Annotated in this window: 24 protein-coding genes; 5 read left to right on the forward strand and 19 right to left on the reverse strand. The window is 69.8% G+C overall.

The genetic code is table 11. From position 1 onward, the window contains the following. Positions 1-65: 65 nt before the first annotated feature. The 17 genes from OJ962_RS05820 to OJ962_RS05900 all read right to left on the reverse strand — a co-directional run bounded on the left by OJ962_RS05820 (position 66) and on the right by OJ962_RS05900 (position 16,525). The gene (locus OJ962_RS05820) at positions 66-1,688 is read right to left on the reverse strand and encodes an NADH-quinone oxidoreductase subunit N (protein WP_202956174.1); all 1,623 of its coding nucleotides are present in this window, start codon (positions 1,686-1,688) and stop codon (positions 66-68) included. Further along, positions 1,685-3,151 carry a complex I subunit 4 family protein gene (locus tag OJ962_RS05825; protein ID WP_238932042.1) on the reverse strand — a complete coding sequence of 489 codons (1,467 nt, stop codon included), beginning with the start codon at positions 3,149-3,151 and terminating at the stop codon, positions 1,685-1,687. The genes OJ962_RS05820 and OJ962_RS05825 overlap by 4 nt, the downstream gene beginning before the upstream one ends. Further along, entirely contained in the window at positions 3,148-5,157 is a 2,010-nt protein-coding gene (gene nuoL / locus OJ962_RS05830) for an NADH-quinone oxidoreductase subunit L (RefSeq protein ID WP_202956175.1), read from the reverse strand. The genes OJ962_RS05825 and nuoL overlap by 4 nt, the downstream gene beginning before the upstream one ends. Beyond that, the gene (gene nuoK, locus OJ962_RS05835) at positions 5,154-5,453 is read right to left on the reverse strand and encodes an NADH-quinone oxidoreductase subunit NuoK (RefSeq protein WP_121249705.1); all 300 of its coding nucleotides are present in this window, start codon (positions 5,451-5,453) and stop codon (positions 5,154-5,156) included. Before nuoK ends, nuoL begins: the two co-directional genes overlap by 4 nt. Further along, on the reverse strand, positions 5,453-6,073 hold the full coding sequence (locus OJ962_RS05840) for an NADH-quinone oxidoreductase subunit J family protein (protein WP_202956176.1): 621 nt from the start codon (positions 6,071-6,073) through the stop codon (positions 5,453-5,455). The genes nuoK and OJ962_RS05840 overlap by 1 nt, the downstream gene beginning before the upstream one ends. A 57-nt stretch (positions 6,074-6,130) precedes the next feature. After that, positions 6,131-6,661, reverse strand: coding sequence for an NADH-quinone oxidoreductase subunit NuoI (gene nuoI / locus OJ962_RS05845; protein WP_202956177.1), 531 nt, complete (start codon positions 6,659-6,661; stop codon positions 6,131-6,133). Further along, complete coding sequence (gene nuoH / locus OJ962_RS05850; protein ID WP_202956178.1) at positions 6,661-7,692, reverse strand: NADH-quinone oxidoreductase subunit NuoH; 1,032 nt, start codon at positions 7,690-7,692, stop codon at positions 6,661-6,663. The genes nuoI and nuoH overlap by 1 nt, the downstream gene beginning before the upstream one ends. Further along, positions 7,689-10,286 carry an NADH-quinone oxidoreductase subunit NuoG gene (gene nuoG / locus OJ962_RS05855; protein ID WP_202956179.1) on the reverse strand — a complete coding sequence of 866 codons (2,598 nt, stop codon included), beginning with the start codon at positions 10,284-10,286 and terminating at the stop codon, positions 7,689-7,691. Before nuoG ends, nuoH begins: the two co-directional genes overlap by 4 nt. Further along, a complete protein-coding gene (gene nuoF, locus OJ962_RS05860) occupies positions 10,287-11,639 on the reverse strand; it encodes an NADH-quinone oxidoreductase subunit NuoF (RefSeq protein ID WP_202956180.1) in 1,353 nt (450 codons plus the stop codon). It abuts the gene before it with no gap. Then, positions 11,640-12,269 (reverse strand): NADH-quinone oxidoreductase subunit NuoE family protein, encoded by a 630-nt coding sequence (locus tag OJ962_RS05865; RefSeq protein WP_202956181.1) that lies wholly within the window; start codon positions 12,267-12,269, stop codon positions 11,640-11,642. Beyond that, entirely contained in the window at positions 12,269-13,543 is a 1,275-nt protein-coding gene (nuoD, locus tag OJ962_RS05870; protein WP_270006233.1) for an NADH dehydrogenase (quinone) subunit D, read from the reverse strand. Before nuoD ends, OJ962_RS05865 begins: the two co-directional genes overlap by 1 nt. Continuing rightward, complete coding sequence (locus tag OJ962_RS05875) at positions 13,543-14,052, reverse strand: NADH-quinone oxidoreductase subunit C (RefSeq protein ID WP_202956182.1); 510 nt, start codon at positions 14,050-14,052, stop codon at positions 13,543-13,545. The genes nuoD and OJ962_RS05875 overlap by 1 nt, the downstream gene beginning before the upstream one ends. Next, positions 14,045-14,728, reverse strand: a complete 684-nt coding sequence (locus tag OJ962_RS05880; RefSeq protein ID WP_255526079.1) for an NADH-quinone oxidoreductase subunit B — start codon at positions 14,726-14,728, stop codon at positions 14,045-14,047. The genes OJ962_RS05875 and OJ962_RS05880 overlap by 8 nt, the downstream gene beginning before the upstream one ends. Continuing rightward, entirely contained in the window at positions 14,719-15,081 is a 363-nt protein-coding gene (locus OJ962_RS05885; protein WP_202956183.1) for an NADH-quinone oxidoreductase subunit A, read from the reverse strand. Before OJ962_RS05885 ends, OJ962_RS05880 begins: the two co-directional genes overlap by 10 nt. Positions 15,082-15,273: 192 nt before the next feature. Further along, positions 15,274-15,714 carry a hypothetical protein gene (locus OJ962_RS05890; RefSeq protein ID WP_202956184.1) on the reverse strand — a complete coding sequence of 147 codons (441 nt, stop codon included), beginning with the start codon at positions 15,712-15,714 and terminating at the stop codon, positions 15,274-15,276. Beyond that, entirely contained in the window at positions 15,711-16,181 is a 471-nt protein-coding gene (locus OJ962_RS05895) for a flavin reductase family protein (RefSeq protein WP_202956185.1), read from the reverse strand. The genes OJ962_RS05890 and OJ962_RS05895 overlap by 4 nt, the downstream gene beginning before the upstream one ends. Beyond that, positions 16,178-16,525 carry a cupredoxin domain-containing protein gene (locus OJ962_RS05900; RefSeq protein ID WP_202956186.1) on the reverse strand — a complete coding sequence of 116 codons (348 nt, stop codon included), beginning with the start codon at positions 16,523-16,525 and terminating at the stop codon, positions 16,178-16,180. The genes OJ962_RS05895 and OJ962_RS05900 overlap by 4 nt, the downstream gene beginning before the upstream one ends. Positions 16,526-16,576: 51 nt before the next feature. Between OJ962_RS05900 and OJ962_RS05905 the strand changes: the two genes are divergently transcribed. The 3 genes from OJ962_RS05905 to OJ962_RS05915 are packed head-to-tail and all read left to right on the forward strand — an operon-like array spanning position 16,577 to position 18,947. Then, positions 16,577-16,990: a c-type cytochrome gene (locus tag OJ962_RS05905; RefSeq protein WP_202956187.1), complete on the forward strand. Its 414-nt coding sequence runs from the start codon at positions 16,577-16,579 to the stop codon at positions 16,988-16,990. A 9-nt stretch (positions 16,991-16,999) separates the two neighbouring features. Next, positions 17,000-18,232, forward strand: coding sequence for a serine--tRNA ligase (gene serS / locus OJ962_RS05910; RefSeq protein WP_202956188.1), 1,233 nt, complete (start codon positions 17,000-17,002; stop codon positions 18,230-18,232). After that, positions 18,216-18,947, forward strand: coding sequence for a tyrosine-protein phosphatase (locus OJ962_RS05915; RefSeq protein WP_270006245.1), 732 nt, complete (start codon positions 18,216-18,218; stop codon positions 18,945-18,947). The genes serS and OJ962_RS05915 overlap by 17 nt, the downstream gene beginning before the upstream one ends. Here OJ962_RS05915 and OJ962_RS05920 read toward each other — a convergent pair. Both OJ962_RS05920 and OJ962_RS05925 read right to left on the reverse strand, forming a co-directional pair. Further along, entirely contained in the window at positions 18,944-19,696 is a 753-nt protein-coding gene (locus OJ962_RS05920) for a cyclase family protein (RefSeq protein ID WP_202956189.1), read from the reverse strand. The two genes, OJ962_RS05915 and OJ962_RS05920, sit on opposite strands and share 4 nt — an antisense overlap. Next, positions 19,686-21,278, reverse strand: coding sequence for a thiamine pyrophosphate-binding protein (locus OJ962_RS05925; protein WP_202956190.1), 1,593 nt, complete (start codon positions 21,276-21,278; stop codon positions 19,686-19,688). Before OJ962_RS05925 ends, OJ962_RS05920 begins: the two co-directional genes overlap by 11 nt. A gap of 25 nt (positions 21,279-21,303) precedes the next feature. Between OJ962_RS05925 and OJ962_RS05930 the strand changes: the two genes are divergently transcribed. Both OJ962_RS05930 and OJ962_RS05935 read left to right on the forward strand, forming a co-directional pair. Beyond that, positions 21,304-22,344 (forward strand): AbrB family transcriptional regulator, encoded by a 1,041-nt coding sequence (locus OJ962_RS05930; protein WP_270006234.1) that lies wholly within the window; start codon positions 21,304-21,306, stop codon positions 22,342-22,344. Further along, the gene (locus OJ962_RS05935) at positions 22,341-22,514 is read left to right on the forward strand and encodes a hypothetical protein (RefSeq protein ID WP_202956192.1); all 174 of its coding nucleotides are present in this window, start codon (positions 22,341-22,343) and stop codon (positions 22,512-22,514) included. The genes OJ962_RS05930 and OJ962_RS05935 overlap by 4 nt, the downstream gene beginning before the upstream one ends. Position 22,515 lies beyond the last annotated feature (1 nt).

Consider the following 22,515-nt stretch of genomic DNA (forward strand, 5'->3'; position numbering starts at 1 on the left):
AAGTTCGCCCCCGGGGATCAGCCGGGGGCGAAGATTTCACGAAGCGAGGGTGTTTCGGCGCGAACTCACCGCAGCGACTGGAGCGCCTCGCCCGCGTCGCGGGCGACGTCCATCAGCGGCTCGGGGTAGACGCCGAACGCGATCGTGACGAGCGCGCAGAAGACCGCGACGAAGATGACCTCGGGCTGGGAGATCCGCGGCCCGCTCGTGATGATCGAGGGCTCGCCGAAGTCCTCGGACACGACACGGCCGACGTCGGCACCGGGCTCGCGGCCCGCGGCGTACGCGGCCTCGTCCCCCTCGGGCGACCCGCCGGCCATGATCGGCACGGCGGAGAGCGACGTGGAGGCCGCGGGTGCCTCGCGCATCCACACGGCGGCGACCACGCGCAGGTAGTACGCCAGCGAGATCGCCGAGCCGACCACGATCACGACGCCGAGCCAGCCGTAGCCGTTGTTGACGGCCGCGTTGATCAGGTAGATCTTGCCGAAGAAGCCCGCCGTCACCGGGAAGCCCGCGAGCGCGAGCATGGCGATCGTCATCGGCCACGCCAGGAAGGGGCGGTCGCGGCCCAACCCGTACAGCGAGGAGATGTCGTCGCCGAGCCCGGTCTCCCGCTCGCGCGCGGTGATGACCGCGAACGCGGCGAGGTTCATGACGACGTAGATCGCCAGGTAGAAGACGGTGGCGGCGATGCCGAGCTGGGTCGTGACCACGACGCCCGCGATCATGTAGCCCGCCTGCGCGACCGACGAGTAGGCCAGCATGCGCTTCAGCGACGACTGGCCGAGCGCGCCGACGTTGCCGACGATGATCGTGATCACGGCCAAGGTCGCAAACGCGGGAGCCCACGTGGTCGTCGCGTCGATCAGCGGCCCGACGAACAGGCGGATGATCACGCCGAAGGCCGCGGCCTTGGTGGCGACGGCCATGAAGCCGGTGACCGGGGTCGGCGCGCCCTCGTAGACGTCCGGCGTCCACTGGTGGAACGGCGCGACCGAGGCCTTGAACGCCAGGCCCGCGAGCACCAGGCCGATGCCGACCATGAACAGCGTGTCGTCGGCCATCTCGGCCGCGACCGCGGCGATGTCGCCGTAGTTGGTGCCGCCGGCGGCGCCGTAGAGCATCGCCAGGCCGTACAGCAGCGTCGCGGAGCCGACCGAGCCGATGATCAGGTACTTCAGGCCCGACTCGAGCGACTGCTCGCGCCGCATGTGCGTCGCGCACAGCACGTACAGCGGGATCGACAGCAGCTCGAAGCCGATGAACAGCACGACCAGGTCGTTCGCCGCCACCAGCACGAGCATGCCGAGGATCGACATCAGCATCAGCGCGTAGTACTCGCCCTCGCCCGCCTCGGCGGAGGCGATCGAGCGCCAGCTCAGGAACACGGCCGCGATCCCGCCCGCGACGAAGATCATGGTCAGCGCGAGCGTCAAATTGTCGACGACCATCGCGTTGGCGACGATCCCCTCGTTGATGTCCCACTGCCAGACGCCGAGGCCGGCGGTGGCGCCGAGCGTCAGCAGGGTCAACACCGGAACGACCTGGCGGCGGATGAACGCGCTGCGCGCGAGCCCCACCAGGAGCACGATGCAGCCGCCCGCGACGAGCGCGATGAAGGGAGACAGCGCCTCCCAGTTGATCGGCGGACCCTTCGTGGTCGCCTGGGCCAGCAAGCCGGTCATCGCAACACCGCTTCCACCGTCGAACGAACCGTCGCCTCACCCGCGTCCAGCGCGAGCTGCGGGTACAGCGCGAAGGCGATGATCGCGAGCACCAGCGGCACGAGCACCAGGCCGTCGCGCAGCGTCATCTCGAACGAGGTCACCTTCGGGCCGACCCGGTTGTGCATCGAGCGGATGTACATGCGCAGCGCGTAGACCGAGGCCAGGATCACGCCGATCGAGGCCAGGAAGGCGAGCGCCTGCACCGACGAGAAGGCGCCGAGCAGGATCAGGAACTCGCCCGCGAAGTTCGCGGACCCCGGCATCGCGAGCGTCGCCAGCGCCACGATCAGGAACAACGCCGCCAAGACCGGTGCACGGAACGCGATCCCGCCGTAGTCGCGGATGTCCTCCGAGCCCTCGGCGCGCTCGGCGAGCAGCGCCACGACGAAGAACAGCGGCGCGACCACCAGCCCGTGGTTGATCGACTGCAGCAGCGCGCCCTGAGCGCCCTGGCCGGACGCGTCGATGGCGAAGATGCCGAGCGTGATGAACCCGAGCTGGGCGATCGACGAGTAGCCGAGGATCAGGCGCGCGTTGGTCTGCGTGAAGGCCTGGATCGAGCCGTACAGGATCGAGATCACGGCCAGGATCAGCAGGATCACGTTCCAGTCGTTGGTCGCCGCCGGGAACAGCGGCAGCACGAGCTTCAGGAAGCCGTAGGCCGCGACCTTGGACACCACGCCGGAGAAGAACGCCAGCGCCGGCAGCGGCATCGAGCGGTACGCGTCCGGCATCCAGCCCTGGAACGGGAACGCCGGCATCTTGATCAGGAACGCGAGCGCGAAGGCCACGAACAGCCACTTCTGCTGGGACTCCGACAGCAGGTTGGCCTGCAGGTCGGTGAGCACGAACGACAGCTCGCCGCCCGGGTTCGACAGCACCGCCGTGGCGACCGCCGCGGCGAGCATCAGCAGCGAGCCGACGAGCGTGTAGATGACCATCTTCAGCGCCGCCGCGGCACGGTCGCCCGAACCCCACTGGCCGACGATGAAGTAGAAAGGCACCAGCATCAGGTCGAAGAACAGGACGAAGAGCGCGAGGTCCTGCGCCACGAACGCGCCGAGCACGGCCGTCTGGCCGAGCGCGAAGTGGAAGCAGAAGAGCCCGGCGCGCTCGGGCGTCCGGACCGACAGCCAGACGGCGGAGGCGAACGCGACGACGCAGGTCAGCGCGATCAGCCACAGGTTCAGGCCGTCGATGCCGAGCTTGTAGCGGATGCCCAGCTCGGTGATCCAGGCGTCGTCGGTGACGTACTGCAGCCCGGCGCCGGCGTCGAAGTCCGTGATCATGTAGATCGTGTACGCCAGCGGGATCAGCGTCCCGACCAGCAGGATCTTCGGCGCGAGGCTCCGCGGCGAGAACGCCGACACGAGCCCCATCAGCGCGGGGAAGAAGACGAGGATGCTCAGGTGGATGGTCATGCGGAGATCAGGAAGTAGGCGCCCAGGCCGCTGAACCCGATCAGCAGCAGCGCGGCGTAGTAGCGCAGGTAACCGGACTGGATGCTGCGCACCGCGGCCGACAGCGCGCGGATCGCGCCCGACGAGCCGCCGACCAGCGCTCCGTTGACGAACAGCCGCTCGAACGTCGAGTTCGCGAACCGGCCCATCCAGGCGGCGGGGCGGACGATCAGGAAGTCGATGGCCTCGTCGAAGAACCACTTGTTGACGAAGAACGTGTGGACCGGCTTCAAGCGGGCCTGGAAGCTCGCCGCGTTGCCGCCCTTGCCGTAGATGGTCCAGGCGGCGAAGATGCCGGCGGCGCCGATCAGCGCGCCGATCGCCAGCCCGATCCACTCGGCCGTGTGCGACGGGTGGATCTCCTCGAACAGCTCCGAGTCATGGAACGTCGGGTGCAGGAAGTCGTGGAGCGCGGACGTCACGCCCGGGATCTGCACGAAGCCGCCGACGATCGCGAGCACGGCCAGGCCGCCCATGGCGATCTTCATGCCGCCCGCGCGCTCGGCGATGTGGTGCTCCGGGCCGGGGAAGCCGACCTCGGTGTCCTCGACCTCGCCGTTGGCCGGGTTGGTCGGCTCGGGCGCGTGGTAGAGGTGGCCGTGCGAGAGCTCCTCGGCCTCCGGCGACATCTTCCCGAAGAACGCGCGGAAGATCATCCGGAACGTGTAGAAGGCCGTCATCAGCGCGCCGACGTAGCCGAGGATCGCCATCACGAGGTAGACCCCGCCGCGGTCGATCATGTAGGCCAGGATCTCGTCCTTGGAGAAGAAGCCCGAGAACGGCGGGATGCCCGACAGCGCGAGGCCGCCGATGACCATGCACGCGAACGTGAACGGCATCACCTTGCGGAAGCCGCTCATGCGGTCCAGGTCCTGGTTGCCGCCCATCGCGGAGATCACCGAGCCGGCCGCCATGAAGAGCAGCGCCTTGAAGAAGGCGTGCGTCATCAGGTGGAACATGCCCGCCGCGTAGACCGCGGAGGACACGGCCATGATCATGTAGCCGATCTGCGACATCGTCGAGTAGGCGATGACGCGCTTGAGGTCGGTCACGACCAGGCCGATCGTGGCCGCGATCAGCAGCGTCGCGCAGCCGATGATCGAGCCGACCATCGCGGCGTCCGGCGCGTGCTCGAACAGCGGGTGCAGGCGGGCGATCAGGTAGACGCCCGCGGTGACCATGGTCGCCGCGTGGATCAGGGAGGAGACCGGCGTCGGGCCCTCCATGGCGTCCGGGAGCCAGGTGTGGAACGGCACCTGCGCGGACTTGGCGAACGCGCCGACCAGCAGCAGGATGCAGCCCGCGACGAGCTCGGTCTGGTTCTCGGTGAACGCCTCGCCGACGCGCTCGAAGCTCGTCAGGAAGTCCAGCGAGTTGGTGCCCTGGAAGATGAAGTAGGCGCCGAGCACGAGGCCGACGTCGCCGGCCACGTTGATCACGAACGCCTTGATGCCGGCGGCCGTCGCGGTCGTGCGCCGGTACCAGAACGAGATCAGCATGTACGAGGCCGCGCCGACGAACGCCCAACCCACGATCAGCAGGAAGAAGTTCGCCGCCAGGACCAGCAACAGCATGCTGAACACGAAGAAGTTCAGGTAGGCGAAGAAGCGCGTGTAGCCGCGGTCGCCGCCCATGTACGAGAACGAGTAGAGGTGGATCAGCGTCGAGACGCCCGTCACCACCAGGCACATCAGGACCGACAGCGGGTCGATCAGGATCGCGAGCTGGGCGTCCACGCCCACCGTGTTCGCGTAGTCCCAGGCGACGGAGACGAGCTGGCGCTCCTCCTCACCGCGGTCCTGCAGGCCGAAGAACATCAGCACGGCGAAGACGAAGGCGAGGCCGATGGCCGCGGTCCCGAGTGCGCCGTGCACGCGCTGGGGCAGCGCCTTGAAGGTGAGGCCGATCAGCACCGAGCCCGCGAGGGGCGTCAGGAGGACGAGCCATCCGAGGGTTGTCACGCTCATCCTTGAAGCTCCCGCAGCTCATCCACGTCGATCGGCAGGCGGCGCCGGTAGATCGCGACGACCAGGCCGAGGCCGACGGCGACCTCGCAGGCCGCGACGACCATGACCATCAGCGCGAAGATCTGCCCGCCCATGTCCCCGTGCGCGCGCGCGAAGGCGACCAGCGCCAGGTTCGCGGCGTTCAGCATCAGCTCCAGGCACAGCAGGACCACGAGCGGGTTGCGGCGGGTGAGGACGCCTCCGGCGCCGATGCAGAAGATCAGCGCCGAGACGATCAGGTACCAGATCAGATCCATCAGATGCCCCGGGGCCCGCCGGCTTCGATCATCTCGCCCGTCTCGCCCTGGCCCTTGGTCAGCTCGTCGCGCTTGAGGAAGTCGGTGACGGAGATCTCGTTCGCGTCGCCGAGCCCGGAGCGCCGGCGCGCGAGGATCACGGCGCCGACGGCCGCGACCAGCAGCAGCAGCGACGCGACCTCGAAGGCCACCAGGTAGTCGGTCAGGAACAGGCGGCCGACCTCGGAGGGCTCACCGAACGGCGCGCGATAGCCCGCGCCCTCGGTGTTGATGGCCTCCAGGCCCGTGCCGACCAGCGCGATCGTCAGCTCGACGAACAGCGCGGCGGCGAACAGCACGGAGATGACCCGCAGGGCCGGACCCGAGCGGCCGGCAAGACCGGCCTCCAAGCCGCCGACGTAGCCGACGACGAAGACGTAGAGCACCATCACGGCGCCCGCGTAGACGATCACCTGCGCGGCCGCGACGAACTCCGCGCGCAGCAGCAGGAACAGCATCGCCAGGAAGATCAGGTGGGTGACGAGCGCGAGCACGCTGTAGAAGGCGTCGCGCAGCATCACCGTGCCCGCGGCGCCGCCCACGGCGCCGATGGCAGCGAGGAAGAAGAAGAACTCAGCCACGCTTAGCCCGCCGCGTAAGGTCGGATGATCGGGGTGGGGTGGAGGGGCTGCATCGCCTTACTCATCTGGTGTCCGCAAGGGAGTGCGCTCGAGCGGCTCGGCGAGCAGCATCTCCTTGGTGAAGATCAGGTCGGACCGGTTGTAGTCCGCCATCTCGTAGTCGTGGCCGAGCGTGATCGCGTCGAACGGGCACGCGATCTCGCAGTAGCCGCAGAAGATGCAGCGCGAGAGGTTGATCTCGTAGACGGCGGCGTAGCGCTCACCGGCGCTGACGCGGTTCTCCGGCGTGTTCTCGGCCGCCACGACGCGGATGCAGTCCGCGGGGCAGGCCGCCGCGCACAGCGAGCAGCCGACGCACTTCTCGAGGCCCGTGTCCTCGAAACGGTGGAGCTTGTGCCGGCCGCGGAAGCGCGGGTACACCGGCGTCTTCTCCTCGGGATAGCCGATCGTCGTCGTACCTTCCACCGCGCGGGAGAAGGTCATCTTCAAGCCCTTCAGGGTCGCGGCGAATGCGCGGAAGGTCCCGCTGGCCGCGCCCTCACGGGGCTGATGGATGACGACGACGTCGTCGCCGGGGTCATAGGGCATCAGTCGAGCACCACCACGAGAACTGCAGTGACAAGGGCATTGAGCGTCGCGAGCGGCAGCAGGATCTTCCAGCCGAACGACATCAGCTGGTCGTAGCGCAGGCGGGGGAGCGTCGCGCGCACCCAGATGAAGAAGAAGATGAAGACCCACATCTTCGCGAGCACGACGATCGGCTCGATCCAATTGGGCTGATCCCAGAACGGCACGTCCCAGCCGCCGAAGAAGATCGTCGTGAACAGCAGCGAGACGACGACCATGTTCAGGTACTCGGCGGCGAAGAACGCCGCGAAGCGGCCGCCGCTGTACTCGGTGAAGTAACCGCCGACGAGCTCGGCCTCACCCTCGGCGAGATCGAACGGCGGGCGGTTGGTCTCGGCGAAGCCGGCGACCAGGAACACGAGCCAGCCGACGAACTGCGGGATGAACAGCCAGACGTTCTGCTCCTGCCACGTGACGATGTCCACCAGTGACAGCGAGCCGACCATCATGATCACGCCGATGATCGAGAGGCCCTGGGCGATCTCGTAGGAGATCAGCTGGGCGGCGGCGCGCATCGAGCCGAGGAACGAGTACTTCGAGTTCGACGACCAGCCGCCGAGCATCAGGCCGTAGAAGGCGATGCCGCCGAAGGCGAAGGCGAAGAGGATGCCGATCGACGGGTCGACCCCGTAGAGGCCGGTCTTGACGCCGAAGATGTCGACGGTGTCCGAGAACGGGATGATCGCGAGCGTCGCCGCCGCGGTGACCATCGAGATGATCGGCGCCGCGATGAACAGCCACTTGCGCGAGTCGCGCGGGACGAACTGCTGCTTGAACAGCAGCTTGCCGATGTCCGCCACGGCCTGCAGCAGGCCGAACGGGCCGACGCGCGTCGGGCCGTAGCGGTGCTGGAAGCGGCCGAGCAGCTTGCGGTCGGCCAGCAGCGCCATCGGCACCATGTTGAAGACGACGAGGAAGATCGCCAGTGCCTTGGCGATCTGCATCCACCACGGCTCGAAGTAGCCGATCTCGGCGTAGAGAGGCGCGCTCATGTGACTTCCCGGGGCGGAATCGGCAGGCCGGCGGAGGGCGGCATCTCGGCCCGGCCCTCGACAGCGGGGGTCGACTGGATCGGGATCGACGTCGCGTCCGTCGAGCCCGGGCCGACGCGGTGCACCTCGACGATGCCGTGCGTGAGCACGTTCGCGTTGTGCTCGGCGATGCCCTCGGCGACGAACACGCTGCCGGCCGGGATCGCGGCGCGGATGCGCGCGGTGCCCGGGATGCGGGTCCCGTTGCCGATCTCGACGCGGTCGCCCTCGCCGATGCCGCGCGCGTCGGCGTCGGCCTTGGACAGCTCGACGACCTGCTTGGCGCGGATGAACTGCAGCGCGGGCGACAGGTCGACGTCCTTGTGCGCCCACAGCGGGCGGAAGGTGCCGAGCCGCAGCTCGCTCTCGCCCTTGGCCGGCAGGGACGCGGGGACCGCCAGCACGAACGGGTCCGACTGCTCGACCTCGAACGTCGCGTGCTCCTGCCAGCGCAGGCCGCGGCCGCCGATGCCGTCGAGCGTCATGCCGTTGTAGAACGGCACGGCTTCGAACACGCGCTTGGACACGACGGCGCCCGCGATCGCGGTGCCGGCGCTGTGGCCCAGCTCACGCGCGACGTCCGAGATGACCTGCCACAGGGCGCGCACGCCCGAGCCGGGCACGTCGCTCGCGGCGCGCGGGTGGCCGATCGCCTGGCGCAGGCGCTGCACGCGCCCGTCCGGATGCGTGATCGTGCCTTCCTTCTCGGGGTAGGCCTCGGCTGGGAAGACGACGTCCGCGTACTCGCGCACCGTGTCCGTCAGCTGGGACTCGACCGCGATCACGGTCTGGGCCGTGCCCAGGGCCTTCTCCCACGCGGGGCGGTTCGGGTAGTTGCGCAGCGGGTCGACGTGGTGCAGCCAGACCGTGTGCAGGTCGCCGGAAGCGAGGCCGGAGGCGATCGCCTCGGCGCCGTGGCCGGGTGCGGAGATCGTGGAGAAGCCCGGGCCGTGACCGGCGGCGAAGCCGACCTCGCGCAGGCCGCGGCCGTTCGGCGTCGAGGGCAGCTCGAGCAGGCCCGCGTTGGCGACGTTCGCGAGGTTCAGGCGGGAGGCGATGTTCAGCAGCGCCCGGCCGGCGGAGCCACGGAGCGCGCGGTCGCCGTACACGATCACGACCTCCTCGCCGCCGGCGCGCAGCGCGTCGGCGAACTCCTGGATCGCGGTCGCGTTCGTGCCGGCCGCGGAGGCCGCGCCGCCGAGGTTGCCGGCGTCGCCGCTGAGGGCCGCGTCGAGCGCGACGAGGAAGCCCTCGGCGCCACCCGGCGCGAAGCGCAGCGTGGCGGCGGCGTTCTGATCGAGCGCGGTCGGCCGCGCGGACGCGACGACGAGCTTGGTGCCGTGGCGGCGCACTCCCTTGCGGATGCGCAGGTCCCACACGGGCGCCTCGTCGATCGGATCGCAGTCGACGAGCAGGACGGTGTGCGCGAACTCGAGGTCCGGCACGGTCGCCTGCAGCTTCGGGTCGGCGAGCGCGCGCACGACGTCCAGCGGCTGCTCGCCGCCGACTCCGGTGGCCAGATGGCTGGAGCCGAGCTTGTCGCGCAGCAGGCCGGAGAGCAGGAACGCCTCTTCGTTGGTCGTCGTGCCGCCCGCGAGCGCGGCGGCACGGTCGCCCGCCTTCTTGAGCGCGGCCGCGGCGGCCTCGATCGCCTTCTCCCACGAAGCGGGATGCAGCTCGGCGCCCTCGCGCACGAGCGGCTGCGTGATGCGCTCCTCGGCGTGCACGGCCTGGTAGCTGAAGCGGCCCTTGTCGCACAGCCAGCCGTCGTCGACCTCGGAGTGGTCGCGGCTGAGCACGCGCAACACGCGCTCGTCGCGGACGGTCAGCTCGACGTTGCACTGGGCGGTGCAGCCCGCGCACACGGTGCCGGCGCCCTCGATGTCCCACGGGCGCGCGCGGAAGCGGTAGGCCCGTGACGTGAGCGCGCCCACCGGGCACAGCTCGATGATGTTGCCGGAGAACGGCGCGACGTACGGGTGCCCGTCGAACGTCGAGACGTAGGACGCGGCGCCGCGCTGCTGGAGCACGAGCTGGTAGTCCTCGGCGACCTCCTGCGAGTAGCGCACGCAGCGGTAGCAGAGGATGCAGCGCTCGCGGTCGATCGCGATCAGCGGGCTGAGCTCGAGCGGCTTCTTGAAGTGGCGCTTGGGCTCGATGAAGCGGGACGTCCCGGGACCCCACCCGTAGGTGATGTCCTGCAGGGGGCACTCGCCGCCCTTGTCGCAGACGGGGCAGTCGAGCGGGTGGTTGATCAGCAGGAACTCGACCACCGCGCGCTGCGCGTCGTGCACGCGCTGCGTCTGCGTGTGGACGACCATGCCGTCACGGATCGGGGTGGAGCAGCCCGTCTGGAGCTTCGGGATGCCCTCGATCTCGACCAGGCACATGCGGCACGCGCCGACGGGCTGGCCGAGCTTGGGCTCGTAACAGAAGACGGGGATCTCGGTGTCGCCGTACTTGCCGGCGGCGTCCACCAGGATCATCCCCTCGGGCGCGGTGATCTCGCGCCCGTCGAGGGTGAAGGTGATCTCTTTGACTACGGGGCGAGGCATCTATGCCGCCTGGGCGGGTTGCAGGAGCGGGCCGGGGCCGGCGTGCGCGCCGCGGTTGGTCTGCGGGATGGCGACGCCGAAGCCCGCCTCCTCGCGCTTGGCCTCGATGTAGGCCTCGAACTCCGGCCGGAAGTGCTTGATCATCGACGAGACCGGCATCGCCATGGCGTCGCCGAGCACGCACAGGCAGTTGCCCATGATCTGGTTGCAGACGGACTCGATGATGTCGAGGTCCATCGGGGTCGCGTCGCCGTTCTTGATCCGGACGAGCATCTTCTCCGTCCAGTTGCAGCCCTCGCGGCAGGGCGAGCACTTGCCGCAGGACTCGTGGCGGTAGAAGTGCGCCGTCTTGTAACAGACGTCAACGATCGAGGTGGAGTCGTCGAAGACGATGATCGCGCCCGAGCCGAGCATCGAGCCGGCCTTGGCGATCGAGTCGAAGTCGTACGGCATCTCGAGCACTTCCTCGGTGAGCGGCATCACCGGGGAGGACGAGCCGCCCGGGAACCACGCCTTGAACGTGCGGCCCTCGAGCGGGCCGCCGCCGAGGTCGAAGAGGATGTCCCGGGTCTTCATCCCGAGCTCGATCTCGTAGTTGCCCGGGTACTTGATCTGCCCGGAGATCGAGATCATCTTCGTGCCCGTGGAGGTCTCGGTGCCGATCTTCGCGTACTCGGCGCCGCCCATGTTCAGGATCACCGGGACGTTCATCAGCGTCTCGACGTTGTTGATCAGCGTCGGGCCCTGGTAGAGGCCCTGGACGGCCGGGAACGGGGGCTTCAGGCGCGGGTTGCCGCGCTTGCCCTCGAGCGAGTCGAGCAGCGCGGTCTCCTCGCCGCAGATGTAGGCGCCGGCGCCGCGGTGCACGACCAGGTCGATCGTGTGATCGGAGCCCAGGATGTTCTCGCCCAGGTAGCCGGCCGCGCGGGCCTCGGCCACCGCCGCGTCGAGGATGTCCGCGACGTAGTCGTACTCGCCGCGGATGAAGATGAAGGACTTCGAGGCGCCGATGCAGTAAGCGCCGATGATGATGCCCTCGATGAGCAGATGCGGGTTCTTCTGCATCAGCTCGCGGTCCTTGAAGGTCCCGGGCTCGGACTCGTCGGCGTTGCAGACGAGGTACTTGTCCATCGTCCCCTTGGGGATGAAGGACATCTTGCGGCCCATCGCGAAGCCGGCGCCGCCGCGGCCACGCACGCCCGACGCGAGCATCTCGTCCAGGACGGCGCTGGGCTCCATCTTCAGGGCCTTGCGCAGCATCTCGTAGCCACCGCGGCGCTCGTAGACCTCACGGGTGTTGAGGCCGGGCTCGTCGATGTCCTTGAAGAGGATCGTGTCGATGTTCGCGGGCATTTATCGGTTCCAGTGCTTGGAGGCGGCCTTGCGCTTGGCCAACTGCTTGTCCGGAAGGACTTCGCGGCCTTCCTTGATGTCTGCCTTGATCTGCGCGCAGTCGTCCTCGGTCAGCGGGCCCACGTAGACCCCGTCGACGGACGCCATCGGCGCGATGTCGCACGCGCCCAGGCACTCGAACGCGCGCACGTTGAAGTCCGGGTCGCCCTCCATCTCGTCCTTCATCCGCGCGTAGACGCCGTCGGCGCCCAGCAGCGAGCACGAGATGTTGGTGCAGACGTACACGTCGTGCTTGCCCTTGGGGGTGAGCTCGAACATGTCGTAGAAGGACGCGACGCTGACCATGTAGGCGGGCGTCAGGCGCAGCACGCACGCGGCCTGCTCCATCGCCGTGGGCGACAGCCAGCCGTGCTCGCGCTGGACGATGAACATCGCCGGGATGGCGGCGCTGCGCACGTCCGGGTACTTGGCCATGAGCGTCTCGATCGCCTCGCGCACGTGGTCCGGGACGTACGTGGTCGCGGGATCGGGGACGACCGACGGGTCCTTGCTCAGGTCCGCGGCCTCGTCCCAGCCCGGGACGCGCGAGCCGTGCGAGTAGCGCTTGATCTTGCTCGGATCGATGGCCATCAGCGATCGATGCCTCCGAGGATCGGGTCCAGCATCGCCAGGCAGGCGATCAGGTCGGCGACGTAGGTGCCTTCGACCATCGGCTTGAACGCCTGCAGGTTCACGAACGAGGGGTCGCGCATGTGCACGCGTGCCGGCTTGGAGGAGCCGTCGGAGCGCACGAAGCAGCCGAGCTCGCCGCGCGGGGACTCGATCGGGTAGTAGGCCTCGCCCGGCGGGACGCGGAAGCCCTCGGTCACCAGCTTGAAGTGGTGGATCAGGGCCTCCATCGACGTCGCCAGCTCGTGCCGCGGCGGCAGCGCGTACTTGCGGTCGCTGGTGATGTAGTCGCCCTCGGGGAGCCCGTCGACGGCCTGGTCGATGATCCGGACCGACTCGCGCATCTCGGCCATGCGGATGCGGTAGCGGTCGTAGTTGTCGCCGACCGTGCCGATCGGGATCTTGAAGTCGAAGTGGTCGTAGCTCGAGTAGGGGTGCGCCTTGCGCAGGTCCCACGGGTTGCCGGCGGCGCGCAGCAGCGGACCCGTCACGCCGTACTGCAGCAGCGTGTCCTTGTCGACGATGTTGGTGCCGCGCAGGCGCGAGAGCAGCAGCTGGTTGTTGTCGATCAGCTCGGCGTACTGGTCCAGGCGCTTCGGGAAGATCGACGTGAACTTCTTGACGTTGCGGACCCAGCCGGGCGGGATGTCCTCGGCGACGCCGCCGACCTGGAAGTAGCGCGGGTGCATGCGCTGGCCCGACGACATCTCGAACAGGTCGAGGATGGTGTCGCGGTCGCGCCAGCCGTAGAAGAAGACGGACATCGCGCCGAGGTCCAGGCCGCCGGTGGCGAGCCACAGCAGGTGGGACGCGATCCGGTTGAGCTCGAGGTGCGCGACGCGCAGGTACTGCGCGCGCGGCGGGACGTCGATGTCCAGCAGCGTCTCCACGGCGCCGCAGTAGGCCATCGCGTTGAAGTAGTACGACAGGTAGTCCATCCGCTCGACGAGCGGGATGACCTTCCAGTACGCCTTGTCCTCGCAGTTCTTCTCGATGCCCGTGTGGACGTAGCCGATGACCGGCTTGATGTCCCGGACGATCTCGCCCTCGAGCGTCGAGATCAGGCGCAGCACGCCGTGCGTGGCGGGGTGGTGCGGCCCGAAGTTGAGGGTCAGCAGCTCCTCGTGCTCGGGATGCTCGACGTAGGAGACGTCGTAGGACTGCTCCATCTCCCGGTAGGTCGCACCGGGGATCGCGGACTGTGCGCCGGAGCGCTGCTGCGTGACGTCGCTCACTACTGCCACCACCCGGGAAGACGCGGCTCGTTGTGGGTGAAGAGGATCGCCTCGCCGCCCATCGGGAAGTCGCGGCGCTGGGGGAAGCCCTCGTAGTCCTCGGGCATCAGGATGCGGCGCAGGTCCGGATGGTCGTCGAAGATCACGCCGAACATGTCGTAGACCTCGCGCTCCTGATGGTTCGCGGTCGGCCACGCGTCGGTGACGGAGGGGACGTGCGGCTCGTCGAGCGGGACGCGCACCTTGACGGTGAGGCGGTCCACCTCGTGCATGTCCAGCATCTCGTAGTGGACGCCGAGCCGCGGCTCCTCGGGGAAGTAGTCCACGCCGTGCACGGACGCGAGGAAGTTGAAGCCCTTCGTGCGCAGCCACTCCAGCGTCTCGCGGATCGAGCCCGCGGTGACGGTGATCGCGGCCTTGTCGCGGAAGTGGTTGGTGTCCAGCACCGAGTCCGCGTCGCGCTCGCGCAGTTCCTGGGCGATCAGCTCCAGGCCGGTGGCGTCAGGCACTGGTGCCCGTCCTGCCGAGGGCGCCCGCGACGTTGACCGCGTTGGGGTCGACCGCGATCTCCTCCGGGTCGAACTCCTCGGTGCCCTTGCCGCCGTAGCGGGTGCGCCAGCCCTGGTCGGGCTTGGCCAGGATCATGTTGCGGAGCTTGAGGATCCCGTACATCAGCGACTCCGGCCGGGGCGGGCAGCCCGGGATGTGGAGGTCCACCGGCAGGAACTTGTCGGCCGGCACGATCGCGTAGTTGTTGAAGACGCCCGTCGACGAGCTGCACGCGCCCATCGCGATCGCCCACTTGGGCTCGAGCATCTGGTCGTACACACGGCGCACGACCGGCGCCATCTTGATCGAGACCCGGCCCGAGATGATCATCAGGTCGGCCTGGCGCGGGGAGGCGCGGAAGGCCTCGAAGCCGAAGCGCGCGACGTCGTAGCGCGGGCTGACCATGGCCATCATCTCGATCGCGCAGCACGCGAGGCCGAACGTGGCGGGCATGAACGCGTTGCCGCGGGCCCAGTTGCCGGCCTTCTCGAGCGTCGTCGTGAGCAGCCGCTCCTCGACGTAGTCCTGGAGCTCCTGGCCTTCGAGCTCGTTGTTGAGCATGCGGCGGGCAGAGAGCTGGCGCGAGCGGAACTCGCCCTTGTCGCCGCTACCCAGCTGCTGGCGAACTATTTCCATTCCAGAGCACCTCTGCGCCACACGTAGATGAAGGCGACGAACAGCAGGACGATGAAGACCGAGATCTCGATCAGGGCGAACGTCCCGAAGGCCTTCAGCTGCATCGCCACCGGGAACAGGAAGATCGTCTCGATGTCGAACAGGATGAAGAGCATCGCGACGAGGTAGAAGGAGATGCCGAAGCGCATCGTCTTCTTGACCTCGGAGGGCAGCCCGCTCTCATAGGGCTCGGCAGTGGCCCGGCGCGCGTGCTTCGGCTTGGGGCCGAGCACGCTGTTCAGCGACGCGAAGACAGCGCCCAGGCCGATGCCAAGGACCACGAAGACGATCGCCGGCAGGTACGCGCGGATCACGTCTTGGATTTGTAGCACCTTGTGCGCCGGTGTTACTTAGTTACAAAGCGCACCTAAAGACCTACCGGAATGGTCGGAATAGAGCCAAATCTAACGGGTGTGGCCGTGGCGTGCGTGGTGGGTCGCGGGGGTCAGCGCGCTCAAACCCGTTGAGCGGTCAGCTATACGACGGCGAATCTGGCGCCGGCCGGCTCAGAACCAGAGCTGCGCTCGTGCCACCAGCGTGGCCACGACGCCGGCTGACGTGGCCATGATCGCCAGCTCGCGCCGGAGGATCGCGCTGACGAGCGCCTGCTGCTCGATCTGCGGGAGCTTCGCCACGTCTTTGCCGCTTTCCAGCCCGCGTTGCTCGAGGAACGTCGGGGTGGTCACGATCCGCAGCTGCTCGGCGAGGAAGCTCACGGCGACCGGGGTGAGCGCGTAGACGAGGTGCAACCGCGGGAGGTCGCGGCCCTCGAGCAGGAGCACGGAGCCGATCACGGCGGAGACGATCACGAGCGCCTGGCCTGCGCGCAGCGTCCACCAGAACGCCTTCGGGTTGGCCCAGAACGCCCAGGCGATCGCGCCGATCACGCACGCGATCGCGTTCGCGCCCACCGTGGCGCCACCGACCCAGACGTGGATGTCCCTCATCGGTACTCGCCCCGGTACCAGATCAGCGGGTCGCGCTCGGCGGCCTTCTCGGCGGCGATCACGGCGCCGAGCCCGATCGTGTGGTCGCCGCCCGGAATCAGCTGCTCGAGCGTGCATCCGACCCAGGCGAGCGTCCCCTCGATGACCGGGATGCCCTCGTGCACGGTGTGTTGCACGCCCGCGAACTTCTCGGACTCCTCGACCTTGGAGGCGAACAGGCGGGCGAGCTCCTGCTGGCCGGCGGCCAGCACGTTGATGCCGAAACGGCGCTGCTCGCGCACCACGCGCAGCGTCCGCGCGCCGTTGTCGAAGCACACGAGCGCGAGCAGCGGGTCCAGCGAGAGCGAGCAGACGGCGTTGGCCGTCATGCCGACCGGGCCGTCGGGGCCGGTCGCCGTCACCACGGTGACGCCCGTGGCGAAGTGGCCCATCACGTCGCGGAAGCGCTGGGGCTCGACGACCTTCATCCGACCTTCAGCGACCCGTTCAAGCCGAGCTCCTCGTGGTTGGCCAGCACGCAGTAGATCGTGTAGGTGCCTGGCCCCGGCTTGAAGGTGCGGGTCTCCGACGCGCCCGGCCGGGTGAAGTCGAACGCGAGGATGTTTCTGCTCGCGCCGCGGATTCGCAGCGAATGTCCCAGGCGGCCGCGGTTGATGACGGTCATGGTGAGACGCTTCCCTTTCGGGACGCGCAGCTGCTGCGGGCGGACCAGGTAGTCGTCGACCGCGACGGTGAAGCTCGTGCCGCGCTCGCGGACGGGCTCGCCGCCGTCGCCGCAGCCGGCGAGGGTGAGCGCGATCGCGACGAGCACGAGTGGGGTAAGAGTCCGCAGACGCATCTCTCCCCTATGCTGTCGCACCCGATGAAGAGGTTCCGCCGCGCCCTGCTGCTCGCCACCGTTCTCGCCGCGACCGCCGGCGGTGTCTCCGCTTGCGGCCAGGAGGGGATCAGCGTTCCCTCCGATCAGTCGGCGGCCGCGGACATCTTCAAGGAGAACTGCTCGGGCTGCCACACCCTCAGCGTGGCGGGGACGCAGGGCTCCACGACGAACATCCGGACCCGTGAGTACAAGGACGGGCCGAACTTCGACCAGCGCCACGTGTCGGTGAACTGCGCCTTGTACGCAATCCGCAACGGCGGCTTCTCGTCCGGCCCGATGCCGCAGAACATCATCACCGGCGAGGATGCGCGGATGGTCGCCGAGTTCCTCGAGAAGTATTCCAAGCCGGAGGTCGTCGGCGGCGGCTCCGGCCAGGACTGCCCCGCCACCGAGTAGAACCTGGCGATGCTGGACCTGCGGGCGATCAGCCGTGATCCCGAGCCGGCGATTGCCGCGCTCGCCCGCCGCAAGGACGGTTCCGACGACCGCCTGCGCGCCGCCTTGGCCGCCCGGGAGCGCCTGAACGCCATCCGGCCGGAGCTGGAGGCCGCGCAGGCCGAGCGCAACGCCGGCGCGAAGGCGATCGGCGACGCCAAGCGCACCGGCGCCGACGCGTCCGAGGCGATCGCGGCCATGCAGGCCGTCAGCGCCAGGGTGAAGGAGCTCGAGCCCGAGAAGGACCGGCTCGAGGAGGAGCTCAACCAGCTCGCCACCTCGCTCCCGAACCTCACCGACCCGTCCGCGGCCGACGAGGACACCGCACTGCGCGAATGGGGCGAGCGCGCCGAGTCCGGCAAGGACCACCTCGAGCTGGCCGGCGCCATGATCGACATGGAGGCGGGCTCCAAGACGTCCGGCTCGCGGTTCGCGTACCTGAAGGGCGACCTCGTGTTCCTCGAGCTGGCGCTCGTGCGCTGGACGCTGGAGAAGCTGCGCGGGCACGGCTTCGAGCCCGTGATCCCGCCGGTGCTGGTCAAGGAGGACGCGCTGTTCGGCACGGGCTTCCTGCCGGACACCGAGCAGCAGATCTACCGCCTGGCCGACGATCCGCTGTACCTGTCGGGCACGTCGGAAGTGGCGCTCGCGTCGCTGCACGCGGGCCAGATCATGGACGAGGTCCCGCGCCGCTACGCGGGCTTCTCGCCCTGCTTCCGGCGCGAGGCGGGCGCCGCCGGCAAGGACACGCGCGGCATCTTCCGCGTGCACCAGTTCGACAAGGTCGAGATGTTCTCGTTCGTGGAGCCGCAGGACTCCGCCGCGGAGCACGACCGCCTGCTCGCGATCGAGGAGGAGATCTGGCAGGGCCTGCAGATCCCGTACCGCGTCGTCAACATCGCCGTCGACGACCTCGGGAGCTCGGCCGCCAAGAAGTACGACATCGAGGCCTGGCTGCCGTCGCAGCAGAAGTTCCGCGAGGTGACCTCGACCTCGAACACGACCGACTTCCAGGCGCGCCGGCTGGACATCCGTTACCGGCCCGGCGGCGGCAAGCCCGCCCACGTGCACACGCTCAACGGGACCGCGGTGGCCGTCAGCCGCGCGCTGATCGCGCTGATGGAGAACCACCAGACCGAGGACGGCGGGGTCGAGATCCCGCAGGTGCTGCAGGATTGGGGCGCCCCTGCGCGCCTGGGTTGACCTCGAGGGCGCGGCGAACGTCCGCGACGTCGGCGGGCTGCCCGTCGAGGGCGGCGGCGTCACCGCCTCGGGCGTGCTCATCCGCAGCGACAACCTGCAGGGCCTGAGCGCCGCGGACATCGTCCGGCTCGTCGACGAGCTCGGCGTCGGCGTCGTCGTCGACCTGCGCACGGCGTACGAGATCGACCGCGAGGGCCCGGGCCCGCTCGTGGCCGACGGCCGCGTGGAGATCCGGCACCGCGACCTCTACTTCGACCAGCCCGAGCGCGGCAAGGTGGTGTTCGGCGCCGACGACGAGCTGCCGTTCGTGAACTACTACCTGCGCTACCTCGACCACCGGCCGGACTCCGTGCTCGCCGCGCTGAACGACATCGCCGAAGGGCCGGGCGCCGTGCTGGTGCACTGCGCGGCGGGCAAGGACCGCACGGGCATGATCGTCGCGCTCGCCCTGTCCGCCGTCGGCGTCGAGCGGGACGCGATCGTCGCCGACTACGTCGCCACCGCTGAGCGCATCACGCCGATCATGGCCCGCCTGCGCGCCTCCGAGACCTACCGCGCCGACCTCGAGCCCTACACCGACGCGTCCCGCGCCCCGCGCGCCGACGTGATGGAGTCGGTCCTCGCCGCGCTCGACGAGCACCACGGCGGCGCGGCGGGCTGGCTCGCGGAGCAGGGCTTCGACCCCGCTCCGCTGCGCGCACGGCTGCTGGGTTAGGCGAGGGCGAAGACGCGGGTCGGCGACCCGGTGCCGCCGACGAGCTTGAGGGGCGCGATCACCGCGATCGCCCCCTGCGGCGGCAGCTCGGCCAGGTTCGCGAGCTGGGTGAGCCCGTACTTGCCGGCGCCGAGCAGCAGGTGGTGGACGGGAAACGCCGGGTCGAAGGAGTGGGCGAGGCCCGCGTCGGTGCCGACGGTCTCGCAGCCGAAGCCGACGATCGGCGCCCGCTCGGCGAGGTAGCGCGCGGCGTCGACGTCCGGGCCGGGCGTCTCGCCGCCGTTGAGGAACGCGGCCTGGTCGTGCGCGCGGGCATCCCAGCCCGTGCGCAGGAACAGCCAGCCGCCGTCGGGCAGCGCGCCATGCTCGTTCTCCCACGCCTGGATGTCCTCGACCGTGAGCAGGTAGTTGGGGTCGCTGCTCGCCTCGGCGGACTTGTCGATCACCGCGCAGGGCGCGACGAGCTTCTCGGGAGGTGCGCTCGCGACGTCCTCGAGGTCGCGACCCGTGACCCAGTGGATCGGCGCGTCGAAGTGCGTGCCGACGTGCTCGCCGACGGTGAGCGTCTTCCACGCCCACGCGGGGCCGGCGTCGTCGTACTCGCTGATCGTCTCGCGGCTCAGCCCGGGCGTGTTCGCGAACGGCGGCGGGAGCTGCAGCACGGGCGTGCTCTCGCTCAACGGCTGCGTGAGATCGACGACGCGGGTCGCGCCGCTCGCCAGCGCGGCGGCGAGTTCTTCAGTGGCCACGAAATGCCTCCTCAAGCCATTCGGCACAGATGTTGGGATCGACTTTGGCGTCCACGACGAGCGGGCGGTCGCGGTCGTGCAGCCAAGCCTTGACGCCTTCGAGGTCGTCCTCGGTGCGTACGGTCAGGCCCTGGCACATGCTCGCCTCGGCGAGCGCGGCGAAGTCCACCGGCGGGAACTGGGCGAGCTCGACCGGGACGCCCAGCGGGCGGAAGTGGTGCACCTCGGCGCCGTAGGCGTCGTCGTTGTAGACGATCACGACCATGTCGAGGCCCAGCCGGCCGAGCGTGTCGAGCTCGGGCAGCGACATCTGCAACCCGCCGTCGCCGACGGCGCACACCGTCATGCGGTCCGGCCGCGCGACGGCCGCGCCGATCGCGTTGCCCAGCGCCAGGCCGACGCACTGGAAGGCCTGCGGGAACACGAACCCGTGCGCGTCCGGGACGCCCAGGTACATCGCGGGGTAGCCCATGAACGCGCCGCTGTCCACGACCACGGTGCGCTCGGCCGGCAGGATCTCGTCGAGCGCGATGGTGAGCGTCCGCGGGTCCAGCGCGTCGCGGCTCTCCTCGTAGGGCTCGTCCCGCCAGCGGCGCGCTTCGGGGAGCGGCTCGCGACCGCGTCCGGTCACGTGGGGGAGCAGCGCTTCGGCGACGGCGCGGGCGTCGCCGACGACGCCGAGGTCCACCGGGCGGTGCGCGCCGATCGCCTCCACGTCGCGATCGACCTGGATCACCGTGCCGTTGACGAGCTTGCCGTGCCGCGTCGTCCACACGTTCAGCGCGGCGCCGAACGCGATCACGACGTCGGCGGCCGCCAGCTCGCGCTGCGCGAGCGGGGTCGAGAACCCGCCGGAGATGCCGAGGTCGAGCGGGTCGCCGGTGAACAGGCCGTTGGCGACCGCGGACGTGGCCAGCACGGCGCCGAGCCGCTCGCCGAGTGCGCGCAGCGCCGGCCCGGCGCCGGAGAGCACCGCGCCGCGGCCGGCGATGATCGCGGGCCGCTGGGCTCCGTTGAGCGCCTCGATGACGGCGGCGAGGTCGGTGGGTGCGACCGACGCGAGCTCCGGCGCGGGCGGCGGCGGCACGAGGTCGATCTCGGCCGCCTGCACGTCCAGCGGGAGGTTGAGGACGACGGTGCGGCGCTCCCGGACGGCACGGCGCACGGCGCGGGCGGTGTCGGCGACCGCGGTCTGCGGCGTGTGCACGCGCTCGGGCACGGCGCCCACGGAGGCGACCAGCGCGTCCTGGTCGATCCGGAAGTTCGACCGCAGCTGGGCGGACGGCGTGTCCGCGGCGAGGAGCAGCACCGGTGTGCGGCTCTTCGCGGCCTCGGCGAGCCCGGTGATCGCGTTCGTCAGGCCCGGCCCCTGGTGCACGGACGCGACCCCGAGGCGCCCGCTCACCCGCGCGTATCCGTCCGCCATGCACACCGCACCGGTCTCGTGGCGCGAGGAGAAGAACCGCCCGCCGGCGGCCACGATCGCGTTCGTCACCGCGAGGTTGCCGCTCCCCATCAGCCCGAAGACGACCTCGCCGCCGAGGGCGTGAACAGTGCGGCCGACGGCCTCGGAGACGAGCATCGGCGGAACGCTAGCGTTTGACGCGATGCGAATGGCGGCGTCGTTGCTCGTGCTCGGCGCCCTCACGGCGGTGGTCGCGTTCGCGCTCGACCTCGCCGGGCTCAGCTCGGCCACGCTGTTCGCCGCGCTGCTCGTCGGGCTCGCCGTCGCGCTCGCGCGGCCCGGGAAGGTGACCTTCCCGCGCGGCAGCTTCGTCTCCGCGCAGGCGTTGCTCGGCGTCACGCTGGGCGCCTACCTGGAGCCGGACGCGCTGCAGGCCGTGGGCGGCGAGTGGCTGCCGGTGGCGCTCGTGAGCGCGGGCACGCTCGTGGCCAGCATGCTCGTCGGGCTCGTGCTCGAGCGCCGGACCGAGCTCGACCGCCCGACCGCTCAGCTCGGCATGATCGCGGGCGGCGCCTCCGGGATCGTCGGCATGTCCGACGAGCTCGGCGCCGACGACCGGCTGGTCGCGTTCATGCAGTACCTGCGCGTGCTCGTCACCGTCCTGCTGACACCCTTGCTGGCGGCCGCGTGGGGTGGTGGCGACGGCGGCGGAGGACCGAGCGAGGCCATCCTCGCGAGCCCCACCGACTGGCTCGTCACCGCCGCGGTCGCGCCCACGGCGGCGCTCGCCGCGCGGCGGCTCGGCGTGCCCGCCGGCACGCTGATGGGACCGATGGTCGTCGCGGGCGCGCTGACGCTCGCGGGCGTGGACTTCGTCGTCCCGCCCGTCGTGCGCGAGCTCGCGTTCGCGTTGATCGGCCTCCAGGTCGGCCTGCGGTTCACGACGGACACGGTGCGCCAGATGGGGCGGCTGCTCGGGCCGGTGCTCGTCGGCGTCTTCGTGCTGCTGATCGCCTGCTTCGGGCTGGCCGTCGTCCTGCACCTGCTGACCGGCATCAGCCTGCGCGACGCCTTCCTCGCCACCACCCCCGGCGGCATCTACGCCGTGCTCGCCGTCGCGTTCAGCTCGGGCGGGAACATCACGTTCATCATCGCCGTGCAGAGCCTGCGCGTGATCGTGTCGGTCGTCCTCGCACCGCTCGCTGTGCGCCGGCTCGCCCGCCGGGGTAGGCCCGCTGCATGAGCGAGACCCCGATCACGCCTGAGGACCCCGACATCCCCGACGATCCGCCGCCCGCCGAGGACGGCTCGCCCGAGACGAACGACCAGCCGATGGGCCCGCCCGCCGACATGGACGAGGACGACGCGCCGCTGCCCGGGTTGCCCGAGAACGAGCCGCCGCAGGCCGATTGAC

It is taken from the genome of Solirubrobacter deserti, assembly GCF_027587175.1.
GTDB classification, from domain to species: Bacteria; Actinomycetota; Thermoleophilia; order Solirubrobacterales; family Solirubrobacteraceae; genus Solirubrobacter; species Solirubrobacter deserti.